Source organism: Bradyrhizobium sp. Rc3b, assembly GCF_900114915.1.
Lineage (GTDB): Bacteria > Pseudomonadota > Alphaproteobacteria > Rhizobiales > Xanthobacteraceae > Bradyrhizobium.
Genome location: NZ_FOUS01000007.1, coordinates 65,758 through 82,722 on the forward strand (window position 1 = coordinate 65,758; position 16,965 = coordinate 82,722).

18 protein-coding genes are annotated in these 16,965 nt (G+C 58.3%); 5 read left to right on the forward strand and 13 right to left on the reverse strand.

Features of this window, described 5'->3' with window-relative positions; all coding sequences use genetic code 11:
• Nucleotides 1-6: 6 nt before the first annotated feature.
• Genes BM190_RS17340 through BM190_RS17350 form a run of 3 tightly spaced genes read right to left on the reverse strand, consistent with a single transcriptional unit; the run spans nt 7 to nt 2,934 of the window.
• Complete coding sequence (locus tag BM190_RS17340; protein ID WP_092257031.1) at nt 7-2,175, reverse strand: hypothetical protein; 2,169 nt, start codon at nt 2,173-2,175, stop codon at nt 7-9.
• A complete protein-coding gene (locus BM190_RS17345; RefSeq protein WP_092257034.1) occupies nt 2,175-2,570 on the reverse strand; it encodes a GTA-gp10 family protein in 396 nt (131 codons plus the stop codon). Before BM190_RS17345 ends, BM190_RS17340 begins: the two co-directional genes overlap by 1 nt.
• Nucleotides 2,554-2,934 (reverse strand): HK97-gp10 family putative phage morphogenesis protein, encoded by a 381-nt coding sequence (locus tag BM190_RS17350; RefSeq protein WP_244550663.1) that lies wholly within the window; start codon nt 2,932-2,934, stop codon nt 2,554-2,556. The genes BM190_RS17345 and BM190_RS17350 overlap by 17 nt, the downstream gene beginning before the upstream one ends.
• 77 nt (nt 2,935-3,011) lie before the next feature.
• Between BM190_RS17350 and BM190_RS17355 the strand changes: the two genes are divergently transcribed.
• Nucleotides 3,012-3,194 (forward strand): hypothetical protein, encoded by a 183-nt coding sequence (locus tag BM190_RS17355; RefSeq protein WP_092257040.1) that lies wholly within the window; start codon nt 3,012-3,014, stop codon nt 3,192-3,194.
• 90 nt (nt 3,195-3,284) lie between these two features.
• Here BM190_RS17355 and BM190_RS17360 read toward each other — a convergent pair whose 3' ends face one another.
• From BM190_RS17360 to BM190_RS17400, 9 genes are all read right to left on the reverse strand, one after another.
• Nucleotides 3,285-3,488, reverse strand: a complete 204-nt coding sequence (locus BM190_RS17360) for a cold-shock protein (RefSeq protein ID WP_092257741.1) — start codon at nt 3,486-3,488, stop codon at nt 3,285-3,287.
• Between the two features lie 73 nt (nt 3,489-3,561).
• On the reverse strand, nt 3,562-5,292 hold the full coding sequence (locus tag BM190_RS41135) for a hypothetical protein (RefSeq protein WP_244550664.1): 1,731 nt from the start codon (nt 5,290-5,292) through the stop codon (nt 3,562-3,564).
• 162 nt (nt 5,293-5,454) lie between these two features.
• Nucleotides 5,455-6,072, reverse strand: a complete 618-nt coding sequence (locus tag BM190_RS17370; RefSeq protein WP_092257043.1) for a hypothetical protein — start codon at nt 6,070-6,072, stop codon at nt 5,455-5,457.
• Nucleotides 6,069-6,191, reverse strand: coding sequence for a hypothetical protein (locus tag BM190_RS41605; protein ID WP_283806122.1), 123 nt, complete (start codon nt 6,189-6,191; stop codon nt 6,069-6,071). Before BM190_RS41605 ends, BM190_RS17370 begins: the two co-directional genes overlap by 4 nt.
• A gap of 273 nt (nt 6,192-6,464) precedes the next feature.
• A complete protein-coding gene (locus tag BM190_RS17380) occupies nt 6,465-6,710 on the reverse strand; it encodes a hypothetical protein (protein ID WP_092257049.1) in 246 nt (81 codons plus the stop codon).
• Nucleotides 6,710-7,048, reverse strand: coding sequence for a P27 family phage terminase small subunit (locus BM190_RS17385; protein ID WP_092257051.1), 339 nt, complete (start codon nt 7,046-7,048; stop codon nt 6,710-6,712). The genes BM190_RS17380 and BM190_RS17385 overlap by 1 nt, the downstream gene beginning before the upstream one ends.
• Nucleotides 7,049-7,457: 409 nt before the next feature.
• The gene (locus BM190_RS17390) at nt 7,458-7,970 is read right to left on the reverse strand and encodes a hypothetical protein (protein WP_244550665.1); all 513 of its coding nucleotides are present in this window, start codon (nt 7,968-7,970) and stop codon (nt 7,458-7,460) included.
• 175 nt (nt 7,971-8,145) lie between these two features.
• On the reverse strand, nt 8,146-8,505 hold the full coding sequence (locus BM190_RS17395) for a hypothetical protein (protein WP_092257057.1): 360 nt from the start codon (nt 8,503-8,505) through the stop codon (nt 8,146-8,148).
• A 192-nt stretch (nt 8,506-8,697) separates the two neighbouring features.
• Nucleotides 8,698-10,059 carry an AAA family ATPase gene (locus BM190_RS17400; RefSeq protein WP_177237127.1) on the reverse strand — a complete coding sequence of 454 codons (1,362 nt, stop codon included), beginning with the start codon at nt 10,057-10,059 and terminating at the stop codon, nt 8,698-8,700.
• A 1,324-nt stretch (nt 10,060-11,383) separates the two neighbouring features.
• Between BM190_RS17400 and BM190_RS17405 the strand changes: the two genes are divergently transcribed.
• The 4 genes from BM190_RS17405 (at nt 11,384) to BM190_RS17425 (ending at nt 15,995) form a co-directional block, all read left to right on the forward strand.
• Entirely contained in the window at nt 11,384-13,522 is a 2,139-nt protein-coding gene (locus BM190_RS17405) for a lysylphosphatidylglycerol synthase domain-containing protein (RefSeq protein ID WP_177237128.1), read from the forward strand.
• On the forward strand, nt 13,519-14,772 hold the full coding sequence (locus tag BM190_RS17410) for an O-antigen ligase family protein (RefSeq protein WP_177237129.1): 1,254 nt from the start codon (nt 13,519-13,521) through the stop codon (nt 14,770-14,772). Before BM190_RS17405 ends, BM190_RS17410 begins: the two co-directional genes overlap by 4 nt.
• Nucleotides 14,773-15,518: 746 nt before the next feature.
• Nucleotides 15,519-15,761 (forward strand): hypothetical protein, encoded by a 243-nt coding sequence (locus BM190_RS17420; protein WP_092257069.1) that lies wholly within the window; start codon nt 15,519-15,521, stop codon nt 15,759-15,761.
• Between the two features lie 24 nt (nt 15,762-15,785).
• Nucleotides 15,786-15,995, forward strand: a complete 210-nt coding sequence (locus BM190_RS17425; protein ID WP_092257072.1) for a hypothetical protein — start codon at nt 15,786-15,788, stop codon at nt 15,993-15,995.
• 90 nt (nt 15,996-16,085) lie between these two features.
• On the opposite strand, the gene BM190_RS17430 is transcribed toward BM190_RS17425, so the two are convergent.
• The gene (locus BM190_RS17430) at nt 16,086-16,307 is read right to left on the reverse strand and encodes a hypothetical protein (protein ID WP_092257075.1); all 222 of its coding nucleotides are present in this window, start codon (nt 16,305-16,307) and stop codon (nt 16,086-16,088) included.
• Nucleotides 16,308-16,965 lie beyond the last annotated feature (658 nt).

Here is a 16,965-nt window from a genome sequence, read left to right on the forward strand (position 1 = left end):
AGGGCCTCACAGAACCCTCCCTGATTTCGCCCGCCTAACGGCATCGACCACCCTGCTCGGTAGCTCGGCATTCTGCTGCGCCATGGCCGCCCTAATCAGCGCAACCGTCTTCTCGCTCGCGTCGCCCTGGATATTGACGGAGCCGGCGTGAACGGTGATGCCGCCACCACCCACCCCACTGCGCAACACATCGTTCGGGATCACCTGCGCGCCACGGGGGATGTTCACCAGCTCGGGGCCTTTCTCACCCACGATCGATAGCCCACCAGGTGCGGAGTTAGTGCCGGCGGCGAACATCGGGAATGGCAGGCCACCCGTGCCGGCGCCGAGGCCAGTTGCGTTTGCAACCTGGCCATAATTGCCAACACCGCCACCACCGAACAGGCTGCCAATGTTGAAGCCCCCGCTCCCACCACCACCAAATGCCGATGACCAAAGCTGATCCGCAGCCATCTGGGCTAGCTTGTCTGAAATCTTGGTAAGTGCGTTTAGGCCGGCCGTCTTCAGGGCGTCCATTGCGGAGGCGCCGTTGCGGATCTGCTGCGTGAAGTCTGTGAAGATACCGCGGTTGATGTCCTGGGCCGTCTTCGAAATATCAGTGAGCGCGTTCACCATCCGCATGGCGGCGGCTTCGCTGCTGCCCAGCGCCGCAGTGACGTCGTTGCCGTAAACACCCGCAAGCTGGCGGGCGATGCTCACGTCTTCGCTGGTCAAGAACGCAGTCTTGGCACCGAATTCAATCGATGCCGCCACCCTCGCCTTCTCCAGGGCCGTTGCAGCCTCGCCTGTCCGCTTGGCGTAGTCCGAGATTTGCGCGGCCACCTGTGGCGTGACTTTTCCGTAGGCCTGCATCGCGGCCGTCGTCAGCGTTGCTTCTGCGCGCATCTGCGCTTGAGCTGCTGCGCCGAGTCCCTCGGCCTGGGCGTCGGCCTGAAGACGGGCGATGTGCTTCTCGATCGCCTCGGTGGCTCGATCGTACGCGTCCGCCTGCTCGTCGACCTTCTTTGCCGGATCTTTGGACGTGTCGCCGCGAACCGATGTCGCAATATCCTGAGCCTGACGCATGGCTTGCGTCACCGCCGCATAGTTCTTTAACGCGGCGCCCAGCTTATCCGTGGCTGGCGCCATCTGCACATCGCGCGGGTCTTTCGTAATGCCGTAGTAGTCTTCCGCAGCCTTGCGACTCTCGGGAGTCGTGGTCGCATCGGTGATGGACTTCCAGACAGATGCACCGCCGATCCGGTTAGCAAACCAATCAGGCACCTTTCCGAGAGCGGTGTATAGCTGCGTCGCGTAGCCGACCGCTGCCGCCAAGTCCTCTGTGATGGCAACCCAGGATTCGTGATAGTTCATGCCGAGCTTGGCAATGTCGTCCTGTACCGGCTTCCATTTATCGGCGAGGATCTTTTGCGCCTCATCCATCCGTCGCTGCAGATCCTGCGCGCGGCCGAGGTCTTCGTCGCTGATCAACTGCGTTTTGTTTACCGCATCAGCACGCCTAAGCATGTCGTCGAGATAACCGCTATCGGCGCGCAGTGCCGCAGCGACCTTCGGGCCGAACGCGGTCTCGGTCAGGTCAAGCGCGGCCAGGCGCTGGCCCTTTTGCATGGCGTCATCGATCAGGGCGACGACGCTACGGAGCTTTCCTTCCCCGTCATTGCCGCCGATTGCTCCGCCAGGGAAGTTGCCGACCTTTTGCAGCTCGTCCAGGCGCTTCTGTATGGTCGATCCGCCGAGCTTATCAGTGCTGGCAGAGTTGAATTGCTTCAATGCCTCGGTCAGGTCGATAATCTTGTCGCGAGCCTCACCACCGGACTTTGTAATCCGCTGGAAAAAATCCGTGCTGAATCCGGTCGCGTTAGCCTCAGCCGTAACTGCGTTAAACTCTTCTATCTTCGCCTTCGCCAATTCGGTGGCGTACGACATTAGCTTGAATGCGTCACGTATGGCCGTGATCGCCAGCAAGACAGGAGCTGCCGCTCCAAGCAACCGACCAAAGGCCAGCGTCGCCGCTCCCGCTGCGCCTTGCGACACCAAGAAGCCGGCTGACATTTGAATGGTCTGCTTCGTAATCGCCAGCGTCGCCTTCTTGGCGAGGCTGGTTGTATCGTCCATCGCGCGCTGAAACTTGCTTATGTCAGCGCCAACCTCAGTGATAAGTTGCGGCCCCGCCATTAGGCGGCCTCCGCCGCGCCGACGAAGAGCGCCGAAATCACTTCGCTGGCGATAAGAGCGTTCCCAGCAAGGGGCTTACCGGTCACTTGTTCTTTGACAAGCTGGAACGCTTCATCGGCAGCCATGCCACCTCCAATGAGGCCAAGCGCGATGACGTTCTCAATATCGGAGACCGAGTAAACCTGTTCGAGAAACCGCCTTAAGCAGGCTGCAGGCGTGTCGCCGAATTGACCGCCAAGCGGACGCCGGCCGCCGAACTTCATCAGTAGCTGGAGATTCCGCAGATCCTGCCCGCCTGCAATGGTGGCCAGCACGGTGGAGTCATTGAGGTTGAACGTGCGCACTTCACCAGCGAATTTAATCTGGCGGGCGCAGGGATTAATCGTTGAGGACATCTTGGACGGCCTTTGCAATGTTGGAGTTGATATCCGCCTGCATTGCGCGGGCGGTCGGATAAAAAAATGGTTGAGCTGATGTTTTCCGCGTGCCGTACTCGGTAAAGAGCGCGTAGTCGGCCTCGCCGTGCGGGCCGCATTCGCCGTGGGTAGTGCTCTCGCCGCCCGCGGTGACTTCTAACGTGAGATCGCGTTTGGTGCGGCGGACTTTCACGCTATCGCGCAGCTTGCCTGTTCGCACAGGCGCCGCATTCTTGATCGCTTGCGCCAGCCTGTCGGCTTCCTGCGCTATAGCTGTCGCCAGTTGACGTTTAAGTTTGAATGGAAGCTGGCTGATCTGCCGGTTGAAGTCGTCGTTGGGCAATGATTCTCCTGTGCAAGGTTGCGCGCTGCGCGCCATGTTGTTAGACCGCGCTCCTGAACATCAAAGGAGCGCCGGTCTTGGCCAAAAAGACAAAGAAAACTGTTCGCCGCGAGTGGACGAAGGAAGACATCAAGGATCTGAAGGCGCACTCGAAAGCGCGGACGCCGGTTGTCAAAATCGCTAAGATGACAAAGCGGACTGAGGGCGCGCTACGCCAGAAGGCTATCGTGTTGGGTATCGGCCTGGGCCATCAGCGGTAAATGATGGGCGCGCTTGCTGCCGCGCGCTGTACCCGCGGCAGCGTTTATCTACTGTCGGACCTGGGGGATGCCCCCGCCCGCGTGGTCGTCTCAGCCGATCCTTAGATTTTCCGCCGAGTCTTTCCCGCGATTGTTCACGACGTCGAAGCTAACCTTGGCCCCCTCGGCGAGAGAGCTAAAACCAGCCTTCTCGACTGCCGAGATGTGAACGAAGACGTCTTTGCCGCCGTTGTCAGGTTGAATGAATCCATAACCCTTCGTCGGGTTGAACCACTTAACTGTCCCCATAGCCACTTTGAATTCTCCATTTTTCAAAAACCAAAACTAGTGCTCGAATTCCGACAAAAGAAAGGCTGCATCACCTCGTTTAATACGCAGATCTGCTATATCTCCAACCAATCGTCTGCACCTCAAGATCGGTGGAAGCGTTATTTGCCACGTAGGAAATTGCCCCTGCGCTTGTCTGAACTGACGTTTTGAAGCCGGTACGCGCATTGATCGCCGTTACGAATGAACCAAGCGGCGAGGCGTTAGTGGCAGGCGCTGCTGTCGATAAGTCTGTGTTGTAGATATAAATTGCAGTGGTCGCGCTTGTATTGGCGCCCACGATGTTCACCAAGGCCTCAACGTTCAGCGGCGGTACAAGCAAGGAAGAGGACTGCGGCGTTGTTCCGAGCGCGCTCCCGGTCGATACGTCGAGTGCCGGGAGCGTCTTCCACATGACGACGTTGCCGCCGTCATAAACCACCATCGCCAAAATGTGCGATGAAGCGTCGGTTCTGAATGCGCCGATAAATCGCGACTTGGTGTAGTTCGTTGGCAACGTAGGCGCCGAGAAAGATTTCGACGTGAGGACGTCAACGACGCCGGTATCCGTGCGTTCGATCAAATAGACGGCATACCAAGTCGAGGCGCCGAGAGTCGTATAGCTTGCGGCGCCATCCGCTGATCCGTTGCCCGTCCCGACCGCCCAAGCCGCGTTTGCATTTTTGGTAAAAGCCGCCAGTTTCATCAACGTCGTTGCATCGGACGAGACACATGCGCCAGCCGAGATGTCGATGACCGTGTTGGGTGTCGACGCATCGTTCGTAACGAACAAGCCATTGATAAAGCCACGGAGATATGTGGGATCGACCAAGAGAACATTCGTCGCGTTGGTAAGGCCCGCGCCAAGCGTGAAGGCACCTGTGTTACCCGCGATCGACGAAACGCCGACCGTTCCCGGCTCACCGCCCACATTGAAATTCCAATCGGCATGCGTGCCGCTACCGTTGGTCTTATCGACACTGATAGTTAGGCTGGTGCCGCTGTAAGTCGCGACACCTTCCATCCAGTCGGTCGTCGGATTGGCTGCCGAGCTGGCACGCACGCGCGCGCCGTTGGTGTAGGCGAGACCGGCTTGCGTGGTGAATGCCTTGGAGCCTGTGCCTATCGCAAGCGACGTTGTCGACGTACCGCCATAGCCGGCGCCGGTCGGTCCTGTGCTGCCGGTGTCGCCCTTGCTCGCAAGCAACTGCCAATATGTGGCATTCGGAGCTGTATGTCCCGAACCTGGCGTGGCGTTGATCCAGACGTAGGACGAGCCGGCATCAGTCATTACGTCGCCGACTGAATACGTCGTCGATCCGTTGTAGGCCCCGGTGAAATTGAATCCTTTGTAGATGCCGAGATAAGCCCAGACGCCGGCCGATTTGACCCACGTCTTGCCGGTGGTCGGCTGGAACGCATATTGCCCGTCATCGCCAAGCGACGGATCCGGCTCGGTCGCGTCGATGTCCACGAAAACGAAGAATCCTGACGTACGGAACGCCGCCACTAACTGATTGACCGTCGCCATCGCCTCGGCGCCGGCAAAGCGCTGCGGCGAAACCTGCCAAATCGTATAGGCAACGCCGGTCTGCGCACCACCGCCCCACGGCGGAATGACCAGGTGCGTCGTGTCGGTGACATCCGAGATGACCGACTGAAAATTGCCGATCTGGAAAATGTCGCCGGGCTTGATGTTGGTTCCTGACCAGATCGTACCAGATCCCGTGATGGTCGTTCCGCCCGCGGAAACGGAGGCGGTGCCGGTGGAGTATGAATTAAGTGCGGTCAAAGGGATTTCTTCCTTGCTTCAACAATGGCATTTGCTTCGGCGATCGGCAGCCATTTGCCGTCGATCTTGCGCCAGCTTTGCCCGTGGACGGCTGCCAAGCTAGCCAGCCGCGCGCCTCATGCGGCGGCTCGGTGAGTTCGGGCGGAAGGTCGTGAAGTTGGGTCATCTAATCTCGTCCGGCCATCGCTTCACCAGCTTTATCCGGATGCCATCCGCATCGACCTGCGTGTGTTGAGCGAAGCCTCCGACAACTCTCCCGATAGCGCCCGCGCCGAATGTGCCTTCGGCGGCTTGTTGACACTTCGTTGCATACTGTTTTTCGAGCAATCTCAGTCCGTCCTCAGGGAAACGCATCTCACTTGAGCCGTCCACGCGGGGCCGGATGTATCGCTCGACTGCCCTTCCCTTGAAGATTTCGTGCTCGAAATAGCATTCGGTGACGAAGATCAACGGCCCTGCATTCTCAGACCAGCCTGCCAGCACGACTTCGCACCGGCCGGTCAGATTGTGGCCGACTGCCTTGCCGCGTGTGCAACACGCCTTAACCAGGTCAGGCATTGCGTCGGCAAGCAATCGAAGATCAGCGAACTGAGTTTCCAATAGCTGTGCCGACAGCAGAGTCGGCACAATCAACGGTCCGGTCACCCCGTACACAGCGTTGTGCTCCGGAATCGTGTGGACTTTGGTTCCGATACCACGCAATTTGCCAGACAGGTGAAAGGCACCATCGGAGAAGACGTGGACTGCGTCCAAAGATTTGAAGACGTTAATCGCCGTCATTCTTCGTCTCCCTCTTCATCCTCTGATCTTTCTTCGATCTCGACGATTTCCGCTTCGTCGATGAAGGTGCCAGCGGCAAGCCCTGTTATGGCCACCGCGGCTGCAGTAAAAATGGGCATTATGTGTCTCCCTTAGATTGATAGTCCCGCCGACTTCATCAGCGCCGCTCTAAGCGCAAGCACCGCTTCCACCGGCTCGGTGTCACCACCGATCAACGACCTTGGCTCGCTATCGAGCGGACACGCAGCGAACTTTGAACGGCCTAGCGCTGCTGCCAGTGCGATCCTGTCGGCACTGGTTGGCGCTTTGTGCGCGCGCCTGAATATCTCGACCGCCGTTGGCGTGATCGACGTCCGGTGGCGCCGCTTGTCGCGTTTCACGCGTGCGGGCATTTAGGGTGGCCCGAACCGTTGTAGCGCCCAAGGAACGTGGCTATCGGTGAACTGCGCCATGAACTCGGCGCCGAACCGCTGCCATGCTGCGCGCGCCTCCTCCAGCTCGGGCCGGCCATGGGCGTCCGTCTCAACCCCTGCGTCCGCCAGCTCGCCAAAGAAATCGAATTCGCTAGAGAACACGCACTCCCAGGCATCGAGGCCGGCAGTTGCGTGCCTCTTGTTTTTGCGCTTGCGAACGGGCATCAGCGGCGGTTTCCGTAATCAGCCGTGCGAGGCGCGCGGGGCGCCTCTGGAGCGTCCACACCATCAAGGGCCAGCTCCCGGAGCAGCCGGGCGAACGAGATCCGGGCATTTTGCAGGATGCCGACTTCCGGCCTCTCCTTTGGCTGACCGAACCGATCGAAGAAGGTTTGGCCGTCACGGTCGAGAACTTCGCGTGCGGTCTGAGCCTGGTCCCAGGCTTCCGCCGCCAATTGCAACAACCGCAAGTGATGCGGCTCCAATTCGAAGTCCGCGACCACATTTTTCCACCATTTCCGCGTCGCAGGTTTGAGATGCGAGGGTGGTCTTGCAGCGATCAATTAGACCTCCAAAATTTTATCTGAACCGGGGCAGCAACCACGCGCGTTGAGTGATGGCGCCGGTAGCTAGAAGCCGAGGCTGGAAAGATCTGACCCACCCCTCTGGGGCCGCTGCCCGGCCCGAGCTAATGGTGCCTTCGCGAGAGAGGGTACTGATCCCTAAGACGAGAAAGGGGGCTGCTCTTGGCCACAGCGACTCGCTCAGTCTCACCGGGGGCCAGCCCACACTTGCCGCCAACAAGCGGTTGTCGGACCAACAAATGCGAGCGCACCTGCAAAGAAAACGAGCGGCAATTCGCCGAAAAGAGATGGCGACGCCGGTAGTGGCCAGCGCGCCGAAGTCTTGCACGTCACGTTGAGAGCGTTGCCCTCGTCGAAATACGTTCCGAATTATGATTAGAATGTGTTCTTAGGCCACAAGGGCAGCATTCTGCGAGCGCTTGCGCCGCGACCTTCGGCGCCTGCCAGCGGGCTCGTTGTCGTTCGCTGCGACAGTCGGCGCACGCTGGGCATCGATCAATGCGATCATCGCATCTTCAGCCGCGTCGAACTTAATCTGGCGTCCACCGACAGAGGGGGTTGTCTTGCCGCCGAGGAATTCCGCGCCTTCCGCGACGGTCGATGCGTAAAGATGGTACGGCGCGCCCACGTCTTGACCCCGATAAAGCAGAGCCGGTCGCGCCGGCTTGCTCGGCTTGACGAGCCGTCTGCTGCCCTTCTGTTGGCGATATCGTTCGACGCAAGCATGCCAGCGGCCGTCGCTGCCCAGCCACTTCGAAAAATCAGCGTTGAAGGTTTTCCGAGCAGCTTCGTCCAATTGCCAGCCATGGGCCGGCCCGATGCCCGTGAAGCGGCGATGAAGCAGCCGGTTCAATTCCTGCGGAGATGGGCGGATCTCCATCACGCGGTCAGCGGCTGGCATGTTGTCGTTCGCGTGTCTCAACGAAACCTCGTGACTTGGTGTGTGCGGGATCCGGCCATCTGCGCGGCTTTAATTTGGAAATCGGCCCAAAGGCCCAAGAGATCAAATACTTGCCTACGAAAACAGGGCCGAAGGAAATCAGGGGGGCCGACATGCTCCCCTACTCCGTCACGCCTTAAAGCCTCTCAGTTCGGAGATACACCCCATCCCGCTCGGCACGGCAGGCGTCCACCGTCTCGGCACCAAAACGCTCTATGAGTAGTTCCTGGTCGAGCCTCCTGCTGGTGCGATTCTCCAACACAACTGACCACGTATGGCCCACCAACTCGACGCGGCCTGTACTCAAGATCTGCTGCCTCAGCTCTTCACGGCGCACCTTCAGTCGGCGCAGCGCAGCATCAACCTCACCGAACTGGTCAGCCAATGAAACCCTTCGCGCGGGAGCTGGCGGCGGCTCCAGGCCCAGGTTGAGGTGATAGGTGACGGTTGAAGCGTCATCGTCCGCGCTGGTGCGGTGCAGGTCGGCATAGGCCATTTAATTTGTCTCTCTGCTTCAAAAATCAGGTTGTCTTCTTCCACACCACCCATTTGCTACGTACCTCCCCACCCACCCCCTTAAAGGGGGGGGTGGTAGAGGTTGAGCACGTAGCGCGCGCAACTACTTAGCTAGAGGGTTGCGCAAGGTTGCGCAGGGTTACGCAAAAAGTGCAGTTCGAGTGATCGACGTCTATGATGCAACCTCTACGTGATCGAAGGATTTCCGCTTTATTGGGTCAATGCGCGAAACTTTGATCAGCAGGCCGACCGTAATCATGGCATCGAGAATGGCCTGCACGCGCCCCTTTTCTGAAGTCAGCTTCTTGCCGTCGTCCACCTCGATCCCAAGAACGCTTGCGATCTCGTTGCCGGCCCAATTTGACGATTGGTAGTTGTACCTCACGTCACGATTCCTTATGCCGATCAGAATGGCGGCAATCTGATCCTGCTCGACTGCTGCAAGAGTCATCTCCGCACGCTCTTCGGCCGAGGCATCTGGAGCCATCCAGCGCCTGACCGCAGGGGCGAATTCCTGTGGCCTGGCCAGACCATCGCCATTTCCCAGAGGCACGCTCTCGATGCGATACCAAGCCCCGGTTCCGACGCGCGAGAGATTCCCCTTGTCGATGACCGCGTTGAAGTACTCCCGACGTAGCCCCTCCGGGATGTTCCACCTTTTTGCTTGATCTTCGGTGAGCGGATTGATGACTCGTACGATGCGAGCTTTGTCTTTCAAGGCACTGCCACCACGGCCCGAGTTTGCCGTGACGGGACCCTCGGATTTTACGACATGGTGGGCGAGATCAATCGCGCAATTTAGCCTGTCTGCGATCGTCACCCAGAGCGTCGCAACCTGCTGAATCGCATTGTTGTCGTTCTCGCTGACACCGTGGGTGGATACGAAGGGGTCGATGATGATTGCGTCGGGTTTGAATTCGCCCCCGATTTGGGCGATACCCTCTACCACTGGATGATTGATCCGGAATCCAGTCCTTTTGTCTTCGGTCGCAACCACAAAATTGGACTCGCGTCCGCTCGACCACATCAAGCGACCACCGATGTCATCATTGGTGATGCGGTGCAGTGCTGCGGCCGTTTCGAATTGACGCTGGATAAGCTCTGGTGGATCTTCAGTGTTGACGTACCAAACTCGACTTCTCTTCTTGTGCCCGACACCCAACAAATCGCGGCCCGTCACCATGTCCAGAGCTTCCGCAGTTAGCAACGCTGTCTTCCCGCCACCGCCCGGCGCATAAATAGTCGAGATGTATTTTCGGACTCTGGTTTTCCCATATACAAATTCAAGTTGCGGGAGGGTCTCTGTCCCGCTCAGCTGTAGGATTGTGGTCTTGGGACGGCCATCTCCAATGGTATTATCATTCGCAGGCGATAGGAAAGTGTGCAGCACGGGGCTGTGCTGTTCGCCATCATCATAGTCCGCGCAAACGCGCGCCCCAATAACCTCGCGCACTGTCGCGAAGCCGAACTGCTGATGTTTTACGCGATCGCCGGCTTGGTATGGGTTATCGGCCTCTACTGCGGTGGTCGTCACTGGTCTGAAGCTCCTTGAAGGCAAGATCTGCAATCGCCCTGTTGAAGGACGGGGAAAAGCCAGCGACACGTTGCTGGAACGCATTAGGAGCGACGACGTGCGCAGGCCCGTCACCGCTTTGGCGAAGCGCCAAGTTGTAGAGACGCAAGTGGTCGTTCAGCTCAAGGTCGAAACGAGCGAGTGTGGCCGAGCCTGGTGGGCTCGGTCTGCAATCCAAGATCCTCACGCTCCGATCCTCTCTTCTGAGCCTCGTGCAACCCCGTACACTATGCGGTCGCCATCAATGGCGCAGAAGGTCCACTCCTCACGGATGATCACGCGTTCCCGTGGTGGCTCATACGGAAGATAGCGACGCCTGAAGTCTTCACAGATCTGCTGGCCGAGCGTCACAGATTGTCTCCTTGGGTTAGACCCGCTGCAAACTAGTAGGGTTGGTGGGGTGAAACACTAAATGCGCTATGACCTAGAGCGATCAGCTGGAGACCTTCCGATCAGCACCGGTTGCCCCATCGTGCGGCTCAGGCTCGCAAGCGCGCACGCCTTCTTCTTCGAAACGAGCGCATGCTCGTCCGAGGACAGCTTCATAGCCATGGGTTGTTGGACTATCAGGCCCGGAAAAGTGCAATTAGCGGGCGTCGTCTAGGGACCGATGCTTCCTGGGCAGAAGGGCCAGTCGAAGCTGCGACTCATATCGCGTAGGTGTCATCAACATGGCCGACAAGTTCGCTATTGACAACTCAAAGACCGTACAAAGCACGCTTTTTATTTTCTGCGATTCCGCTCGATCTATGAACGGATGCCGTCCTCGGGCGGTTTGTGCCGCCGTGAGCGGAGTGCTGGACAGAAGTGGCTAGCTGCTAGGCAAGCGCAGGCCCACGCGGCCCCGCCAATGCCCTTGCGGCCGGCTTTCGCGAACTATGCCGCCGCGTTCAATGACCCGGCGAACTCCCCCTACCCGCCGACCGGCCCTGATAAGCCCTCCAACGCTCACTCAATTGCCGGGCGCAAAGCGGCCGACGGTGCATTTCATGTTATCGAGCGAATGACGGTCGTTGAGCCCGCACGGCTCCAGGATCATTTTCGTCGAGCTGGACATAACCTCGCCTCACAAGGTCATTCGGGTTGCACTCGACGCAGCCCATCCTCCTGCCAGGCTCGTCGGAAATCAGACAAACAGCCTAGCGCCTGCCCACCGCGCCCGGACTTTAGTCTGATAGCGACATTGTGCCTTGCAACCGGCGTGCCGCAGCCTATACGGACACTTGGGCTGGCGCTCTACCTCCTGCTGTCTACCGACGCTGCCGGAGGGTCCCGGGGAAAATACGTGAGAAACGTTCGAATACTGCTGTCCATGGCCGCGCTAGGGGCTGCTATCGCTTTGGTGCTTTACAACAGCGACGTCGAGTCCCTAAAGCTTGCCGCGCGCAACGTTTCAGTTCCTACTGTCGTTGAAGTGTCGATCGCCACTGCCATCGGCTATTTGATCGCGAGCGCCCGCGTCCGAATGTTGGCAGCCTACTCGGGTCACTCGCTTGGATTCAGACAAGCGGTGGCAGCGGTCAGCGTTGGCCAGATTGCGTCCAATCTGTTTTTTCAAGTCATTGGCCAAGTGATTGCAAGAGGTTTGCTGTTCTCTCGAGCTGGAATCCCGCTGGCGACGACGGTCGTCATCACGGGATACGAAAGGCTGTTTGCCCTGATCGTATCCGTGCTGCTCGCGGCCTCTGGCGCGCTGTACCTGTTCGGAGTTATCAGCGTCGATGGTCAATCGGGTGGATATGATCTGGCTAAGTTGTTCGTCGGAGCAATTATGGCCCTGATTAGCGGCGCTTGGTTGGGATGGGGAGAAATCGCTCGCTCCCAGTTACCCACGATCGATCGCGGTCACATCGGCCAGTTCGCGGCTGCATTCCTGTTAAGCGCGGCCATCCAGCTATCAACCATGATGGCCTACATCTTCGTTGCTCATGCGCTCGCACCGAATACCCCCCTTCTCCATCTTGCCGCAGCTACCACTGTCGTCATGCTGGCTGCCAGCCTGCCGATCAGTCTCGCCGGCTGGGGCATCAGGGAAGTGAGCGCTGTCTTCGCGCTCGGCGCGGTTGGCCTATCTCCGGGCGAGAGCCTGGTGTCCGCGGTGACCATCGGTGTCTTATCCCTGCTCGTGGCGGCAGTTCTCGCTGGCATCTCGCACAAAGCATGGAGATCGACGGGCGCGGTCTCTAATGTCGACGAAAGAACGGCTGGCCGCGATTTCGGAACCGCCCTCGCGAACTGGCTTCCGATCGCAGCAGCAACAGCCGTAGCTTTTCAGGTCTACCTGCCATCCGGCCACGGACGGATCAATGTCAATTTCGCCGATCCGGTGGCCATTCTCGGCGGCGCACTCTTTGCCATTTGGCACATCCGCGACCGCACTTGGCCGCACTGGCGCGTCCCGTTCGTGAACGCATTCCTGATCTTCTTTTCGATCGATACGCTCATCGCGCTGGTCAACGGATATTTCCAGATAGGCTGGACCTCGTGGGCGTTCACGAACAAGGGGCTCGGCTGGCTCGTTCTCATCGCTTACTTCTTTGTGGGGGCCTTGGTCGCAAGTCTCTCTGAAAAGAAAGGGTTCAACATCCTGTTTGGAACGTTCGTTGGGACGGTAACGGCCATCGCAGCTCTCGATCTCTTTCTTCTTATTTTGCGTAGTGCTGGTGTGCCCGTTCCCGAGAGCCTACTTCCGTTCAGGATATCAGGGTTCGCCCAGAACCCTAACGCGTTCGGATTTCAACTTCTCCTGGCGGTTGCGGCCACAACCGTGTTGGATATTGGCCGCGTGAAGAAGGCCTGCATAGCAGCTACGCTTTTTGCTGCGATTTGGTTTTCGGGATCTCGCGCATCCTTCGGTTCGGCGTTGGTACTATCTCTCGTCATTCCACCAGCGTTCTGGGGACTCAGCAGGAAGACTTTGCTTCGCGGAGCTCTAATCGCTGTAGGTCTCGCCGTTTTGTCGATGGCGCTTGTCCTCGTCTTCAATAACTGGACCAAGCAAGGCGATGTTCTCTACTCGTTGCTCTACAACCAAGACGGAGAGCGATTCCAAAGTCTCAAAGGAGGTTTTGCACTGTTCCTCTCCAGTCCAATCTTCGGAGTTGGGCTCGGGACGTTTGTGCATGACTACGCTATGCAGACGGGCGATTTCCTTCCCATTCACTCAACGCCAATCTGGCTTTTGGCCGAATACGGAATAGTCGGGTTCCTCATCATCTATGGTGCCGTCGTTTATCTCTGGAAGCGTTCCGCCGGCAACGCATGGACTGGCGATCCAATCGACAGGTTTGTGTTCTTGCTATTGACAGTTTTCGCAACGATGTCCGTCGCTCATGAAATGCTATACCAGAGAAGTCTATGGCTTCTTCTCGGCGCCGCCCTCGCTGCTCACGGCACGTTTCGATATGCGGCGGAATCCAGATGATACCTAAGCACGTTCGCGCTGCCCTGGAGAATGCGCGCTATATCACAGCCATTGCAACAGCCTTCATGATTCCAATCAGCACAAGCGGATTGGCGATCACACTGGGGATCTTTACTTTATTGGCGCTGCTAACAGCGAGACCGTCGGCTTGGTCGGTGACCATGCAGTCCGCGGCGGCAATCACACCGGTGCTTATCTTCGCGCTGGTAGCGATCGGAACCCTATGGTCCCATCAGCCCCTCGGTCCCGGAGGCTTAAGCCACTACGTAAAGCTGCTGCTCATTCCTCTCGTGATGGCGACGACATTCAACCGGCAAGAAGCGCTCCACCTGGGCTATGCGTTCGTGGCCTCTTGCCTAGTCATACTCATACTGTCGCTTGCCTCATTGGCCTGGCCGTCTGGGCCATGGAGCTGGTTTAAGACACCGGGCGTTCCGGTGAAAGATAATGCCGTGCAAAGCACCTGCTTTGCGCTCTGTGCTTTCGGATTGGCGCTATTGGCGATTAAGGCCTTTGCTGAGGGTCAAAAAAGGCGAGCCTTGGTCGCGGCAGTTCTTGCTCTGCTTTTCTTTGCCGATATCTTCCTAATCTATCTCTCCAAGACAGGTATGCTGATCAGCGCCGCACTACTTGGTCTCTTGCTGGTAAGAATTGCCGGCTGGCGCAAGAGCGCAGTACTCGTGCTGCCTCTGGCAGTCATTGCTGTTGCGGCGACGATGCTATCGAGCGAAGCTCAGCGTCGCATCGTTCAGATCACGACCGACGTTCGCTCGCTGAGCGGCGATGACTCAAAAGCAGGACCAACTCTCTCGACTGCCAGTCGCATCGACTTCTGGCAAAAAGCAATCGGGATGATCCGCGAAGCTCCTCTTCTCGGACATGGAACAGGCAGCACAAAATCACTTTACCAGAGGTTAGAGGCAGAAACGCCCTCTCCTTACGGCGAGGCAGTTCCTGACCCGCATAACCAATTCCTAGCGATCGCTATACAGGTGGGGCTCCTTGGCGGTGCGCTTTTACTGGCAATGTGGATCAGCCACTTCCTGCTTTTCGAGGGGGTGAGCGTCTTCGCTATGCTGGGACAAGCTGTTGTCTTCCAAAACGTACTCGGCTCGCTATTCAACAGTCAGCTTTCCCAGGTGACGCAAGGAACGTTGTACTGCCTTGCGGTGGGATTGTTGGGTGGCTTGGTGGCCAGGACCAAGACCGACAAAGATGCGCCTCGGCGAGAGTCGGCGGGCCGGCGGTGAGTTTCGCAGGATAGGATAAAGAAAAACCCGCCGGGAATAGCGTGAGCCTGCAAATCAGCCTTTGGGCGGGAAAATCGTATAGCCCTTCCGCGCCATGCATTCCGAAATGATCCCGTGAGTCCATACGGTGTCTATGGTGCGGGCGATCTTCCCGTGGGTGCAGGCCGAGAGGACATGCGCGGCATGGGAGTGCGCGGCGTCCTCGTCTACTGCCACTGCGGCCATCACGTCGCCCGAAGCGCCGATCCCTGGCCGGACGAGATGCGACTATCCGACCTCGAGCCGCGGTTCATCTGTCAGGGCTGCGGTAATCGTGGCGCTGATGTAGCCGGACTTCCAGAGTGGAAACCAAAGGCTTGCAATCAGGTCCGTGGCGACCCCAGCATCGGGCCGGGGGGCGTAATGATGCTGGGGCCTCCGGACAGGCTCTTGCCCCGTGAGACCGAGACCGTCGCCGGTGCAACAAGCCAGGTGCCGAGAGGACGTTCCCGCCCCTCTCTCAATCTCTTCAGCTGTGGCGCAATTCCCACACAGCGCGCGTCGCGTGAACCAGCGGCAATCTTGCCATCAGAGCGTCAAGCTAGTCGGTCAGAAAACAGCAGAGCGGCAAGAACGCCGACCACCATGAGCGGAATGAGCCAAAGTTCCATGGTTCCAATAGGATCGATGGCTCGACTAGCACTAGAGGTAATAGGCGAAATTGGTTAAGCGTGACACGACAATCGAGTACGCTTGGGGGACAGGCGATGGATTGGGTTCTCGGGTTGATCGCGGTGTTTTTCTACGCCGCTGGTTTTAGTTATGCCGCATTCGCCGTTCTTGCTGCGGCTCTAATCTGCAGCGCCAGTACGTTCGCTCTCAGATTGAGGGCTAGAGCTCAGGGATCTTTTCCTGATGATAACTGGATCGCGCCGAAGCTGTTCACCGCTATGGTCCTCTTTGCTGCGACCTGGTGCCTGGCCGCAAAGACGGGCATTGTTGGAGGGTAGATAAGCGGCGCGCACGGAGGTGTCGTGACCGAAAAAGAGCCTCCGCTTGAGTGGCACGGCGTCGCTGGACTTCGGCTTATTGTGCCGCACGGCAGGCCCGACGTGATGCTCGTCGAGATCAAGACGATGTCCGGACCTATCCGATTATCGATGCCAAAGAGCATTGCTCTTACGGTTGGCCGCTCCATCTTAGAGGAAGCGGAAAAGCTTGCGCCGGACCCGTTCGACTCCTGAGTGTGAGACGTCGAGCCCTTGCCCTTAGACTTCCCAAGCTCAAAGAAAACCGGACGCCTCTGGTAGCCGGCGGGTTCTCAATGGCTTCGTTCAGGTTTGCTTGCCGCGCATGCAGCTGATGACAAACTCTCGCTTTGCGCGACCTTGTCCCTTCATTATTCCGCCCGCACTCGAGAACCCACGCTCGGCAGCAAGCTGCTTGCAGCTATCTAAACTGCGGACAAAGCCTTTACGAGACATGCCCTGCTGAGCCTGCACGGTGCCGGCGGCCAGATCCAAAGCGACGGAAACAAGTAAAATCAGCCTAATCATTCCCACTCTCCATGTCTGAAAATGAGATGGCCTGGGCCCCGATCGGGGTCTCACGCCCGATTCAATCACCTGCAAAAAATGCGGAGCTACCGGCAAAAACATCAGCCGAGAGATGCCGATCGCCTTTATCGCTCTTGGATCGTAACATGATGGCTGCCAGTCTCGGAAAAGAAAAACCCGCCGACCTTTTGACCCGGCGGGTTCTCAATGCCCACCATACCGCGGTACTCGTCACCAATCCCTGAAATCCGATTAGATAGCGCGCGCATTGAGCGCACGGGTTCCCGACTTTGCGGGATGACGCAGAGCTCTCGCCTCTTAAGGCGAATGAGCTCGCCGCAGATCTGCATCCGGTCCAGCGCGTCATTGTACTCCGACGAACCCTCCCCTCAGTGGCTACCGCATCATCCCTGGCTCGCCGCCGTTCGTCAGCGCATTCACTAAAGCGGTGTCAGCAAAGATAACGCGCGTTGATGATGTTGTGGCGCGGGAGCTTTGGGTCCCAGTGGACGAGCGCGGACAGGATCTGCCGCCGGATATTGCGGATACTGGATCCGAGCCACCTCCTAGGGAGTAGGCTTTGCCCGACCTTTCGCTTTGTCGCGGCCGAAGCCTTTGCTTCCGGGCCGAAAGCCCGCAGTACTGCAAAAGCCGAGCT

Excerpts from the sequence above, each read along its gene's own strand:
- BM190_RS17340 (WP_092257031.1), bottom strand. The coding sequence starts at position 2,175 with ATGGCGGGGCCGCAACTTATCACTGAGGTTGGCGCTGACATAAGCAAG.
- BM190_RS17345 (WP_092257034.1), bottom strand. The coding sequence starts at position 2,570 with ATGTCCTCAACGATTAATCCCTGCGCCCGCCAGATTAAATTCGCTGGT.
- BM190_RS17370 (WP_092257043.1), bottom strand. The coding sequence starts at position 6,072 with ATGACGGCGATTAACGTCTTCAAATCTTTGGACGCAGTCCACGTCTTC.
- BM190_RS41605 (WP_283806122.1), bottom strand. The coding sequence starts at position 6,191 with ATGCCCATTTTTACTGCAGCCGCGGTGGCCATAACAGGGCTTGCCGCT.
- BM190_RS17380 (WP_092257049.1), bottom strand. The coding sequence starts at position 6,710 with ATGCCCGTTCGCAAGCGCAAAAACAAGAGGCACGCAACTGCCGGCCTC.
- BM190_RS17390 (WP_244550665.1), bottom strand. The coding sequence starts at position 7,970 with ATGCCAGCCGCTGACCGCGTGATGGAGATCCGCCCATCTCCGCAGGAA.
- BM190_RS17395 (WP_092257057.1), bottom strand. The coding sequence starts at position 8,505 with ATGGCCTATGCCGACCTGCACCGCACCAGCGCGGACGATGACGCTTCA.
- BM190_RS17410 (WP_177237129.1), top strand. The coding sequence starts at position 13,519 with ATGATACCTAAGCACGTTCGCGCTGCCCTGGAGAATGCGCGCTATATC.
- BM190_RS17420 (WP_092257069.1), top strand. The coding sequence starts at position 15,519 with ATGGATTGGGTTCTCGGGTTGATCGCGGTGTTTTTCTACGCCGCTGGT.
- BM190_RS17430 (WP_092257075.1), bottom strand. The coding sequence starts at position 16,307 with ATGATTAGGCTGATTTTACTTGTTTCCGTCGCTTTGGATCTGGCCGCC.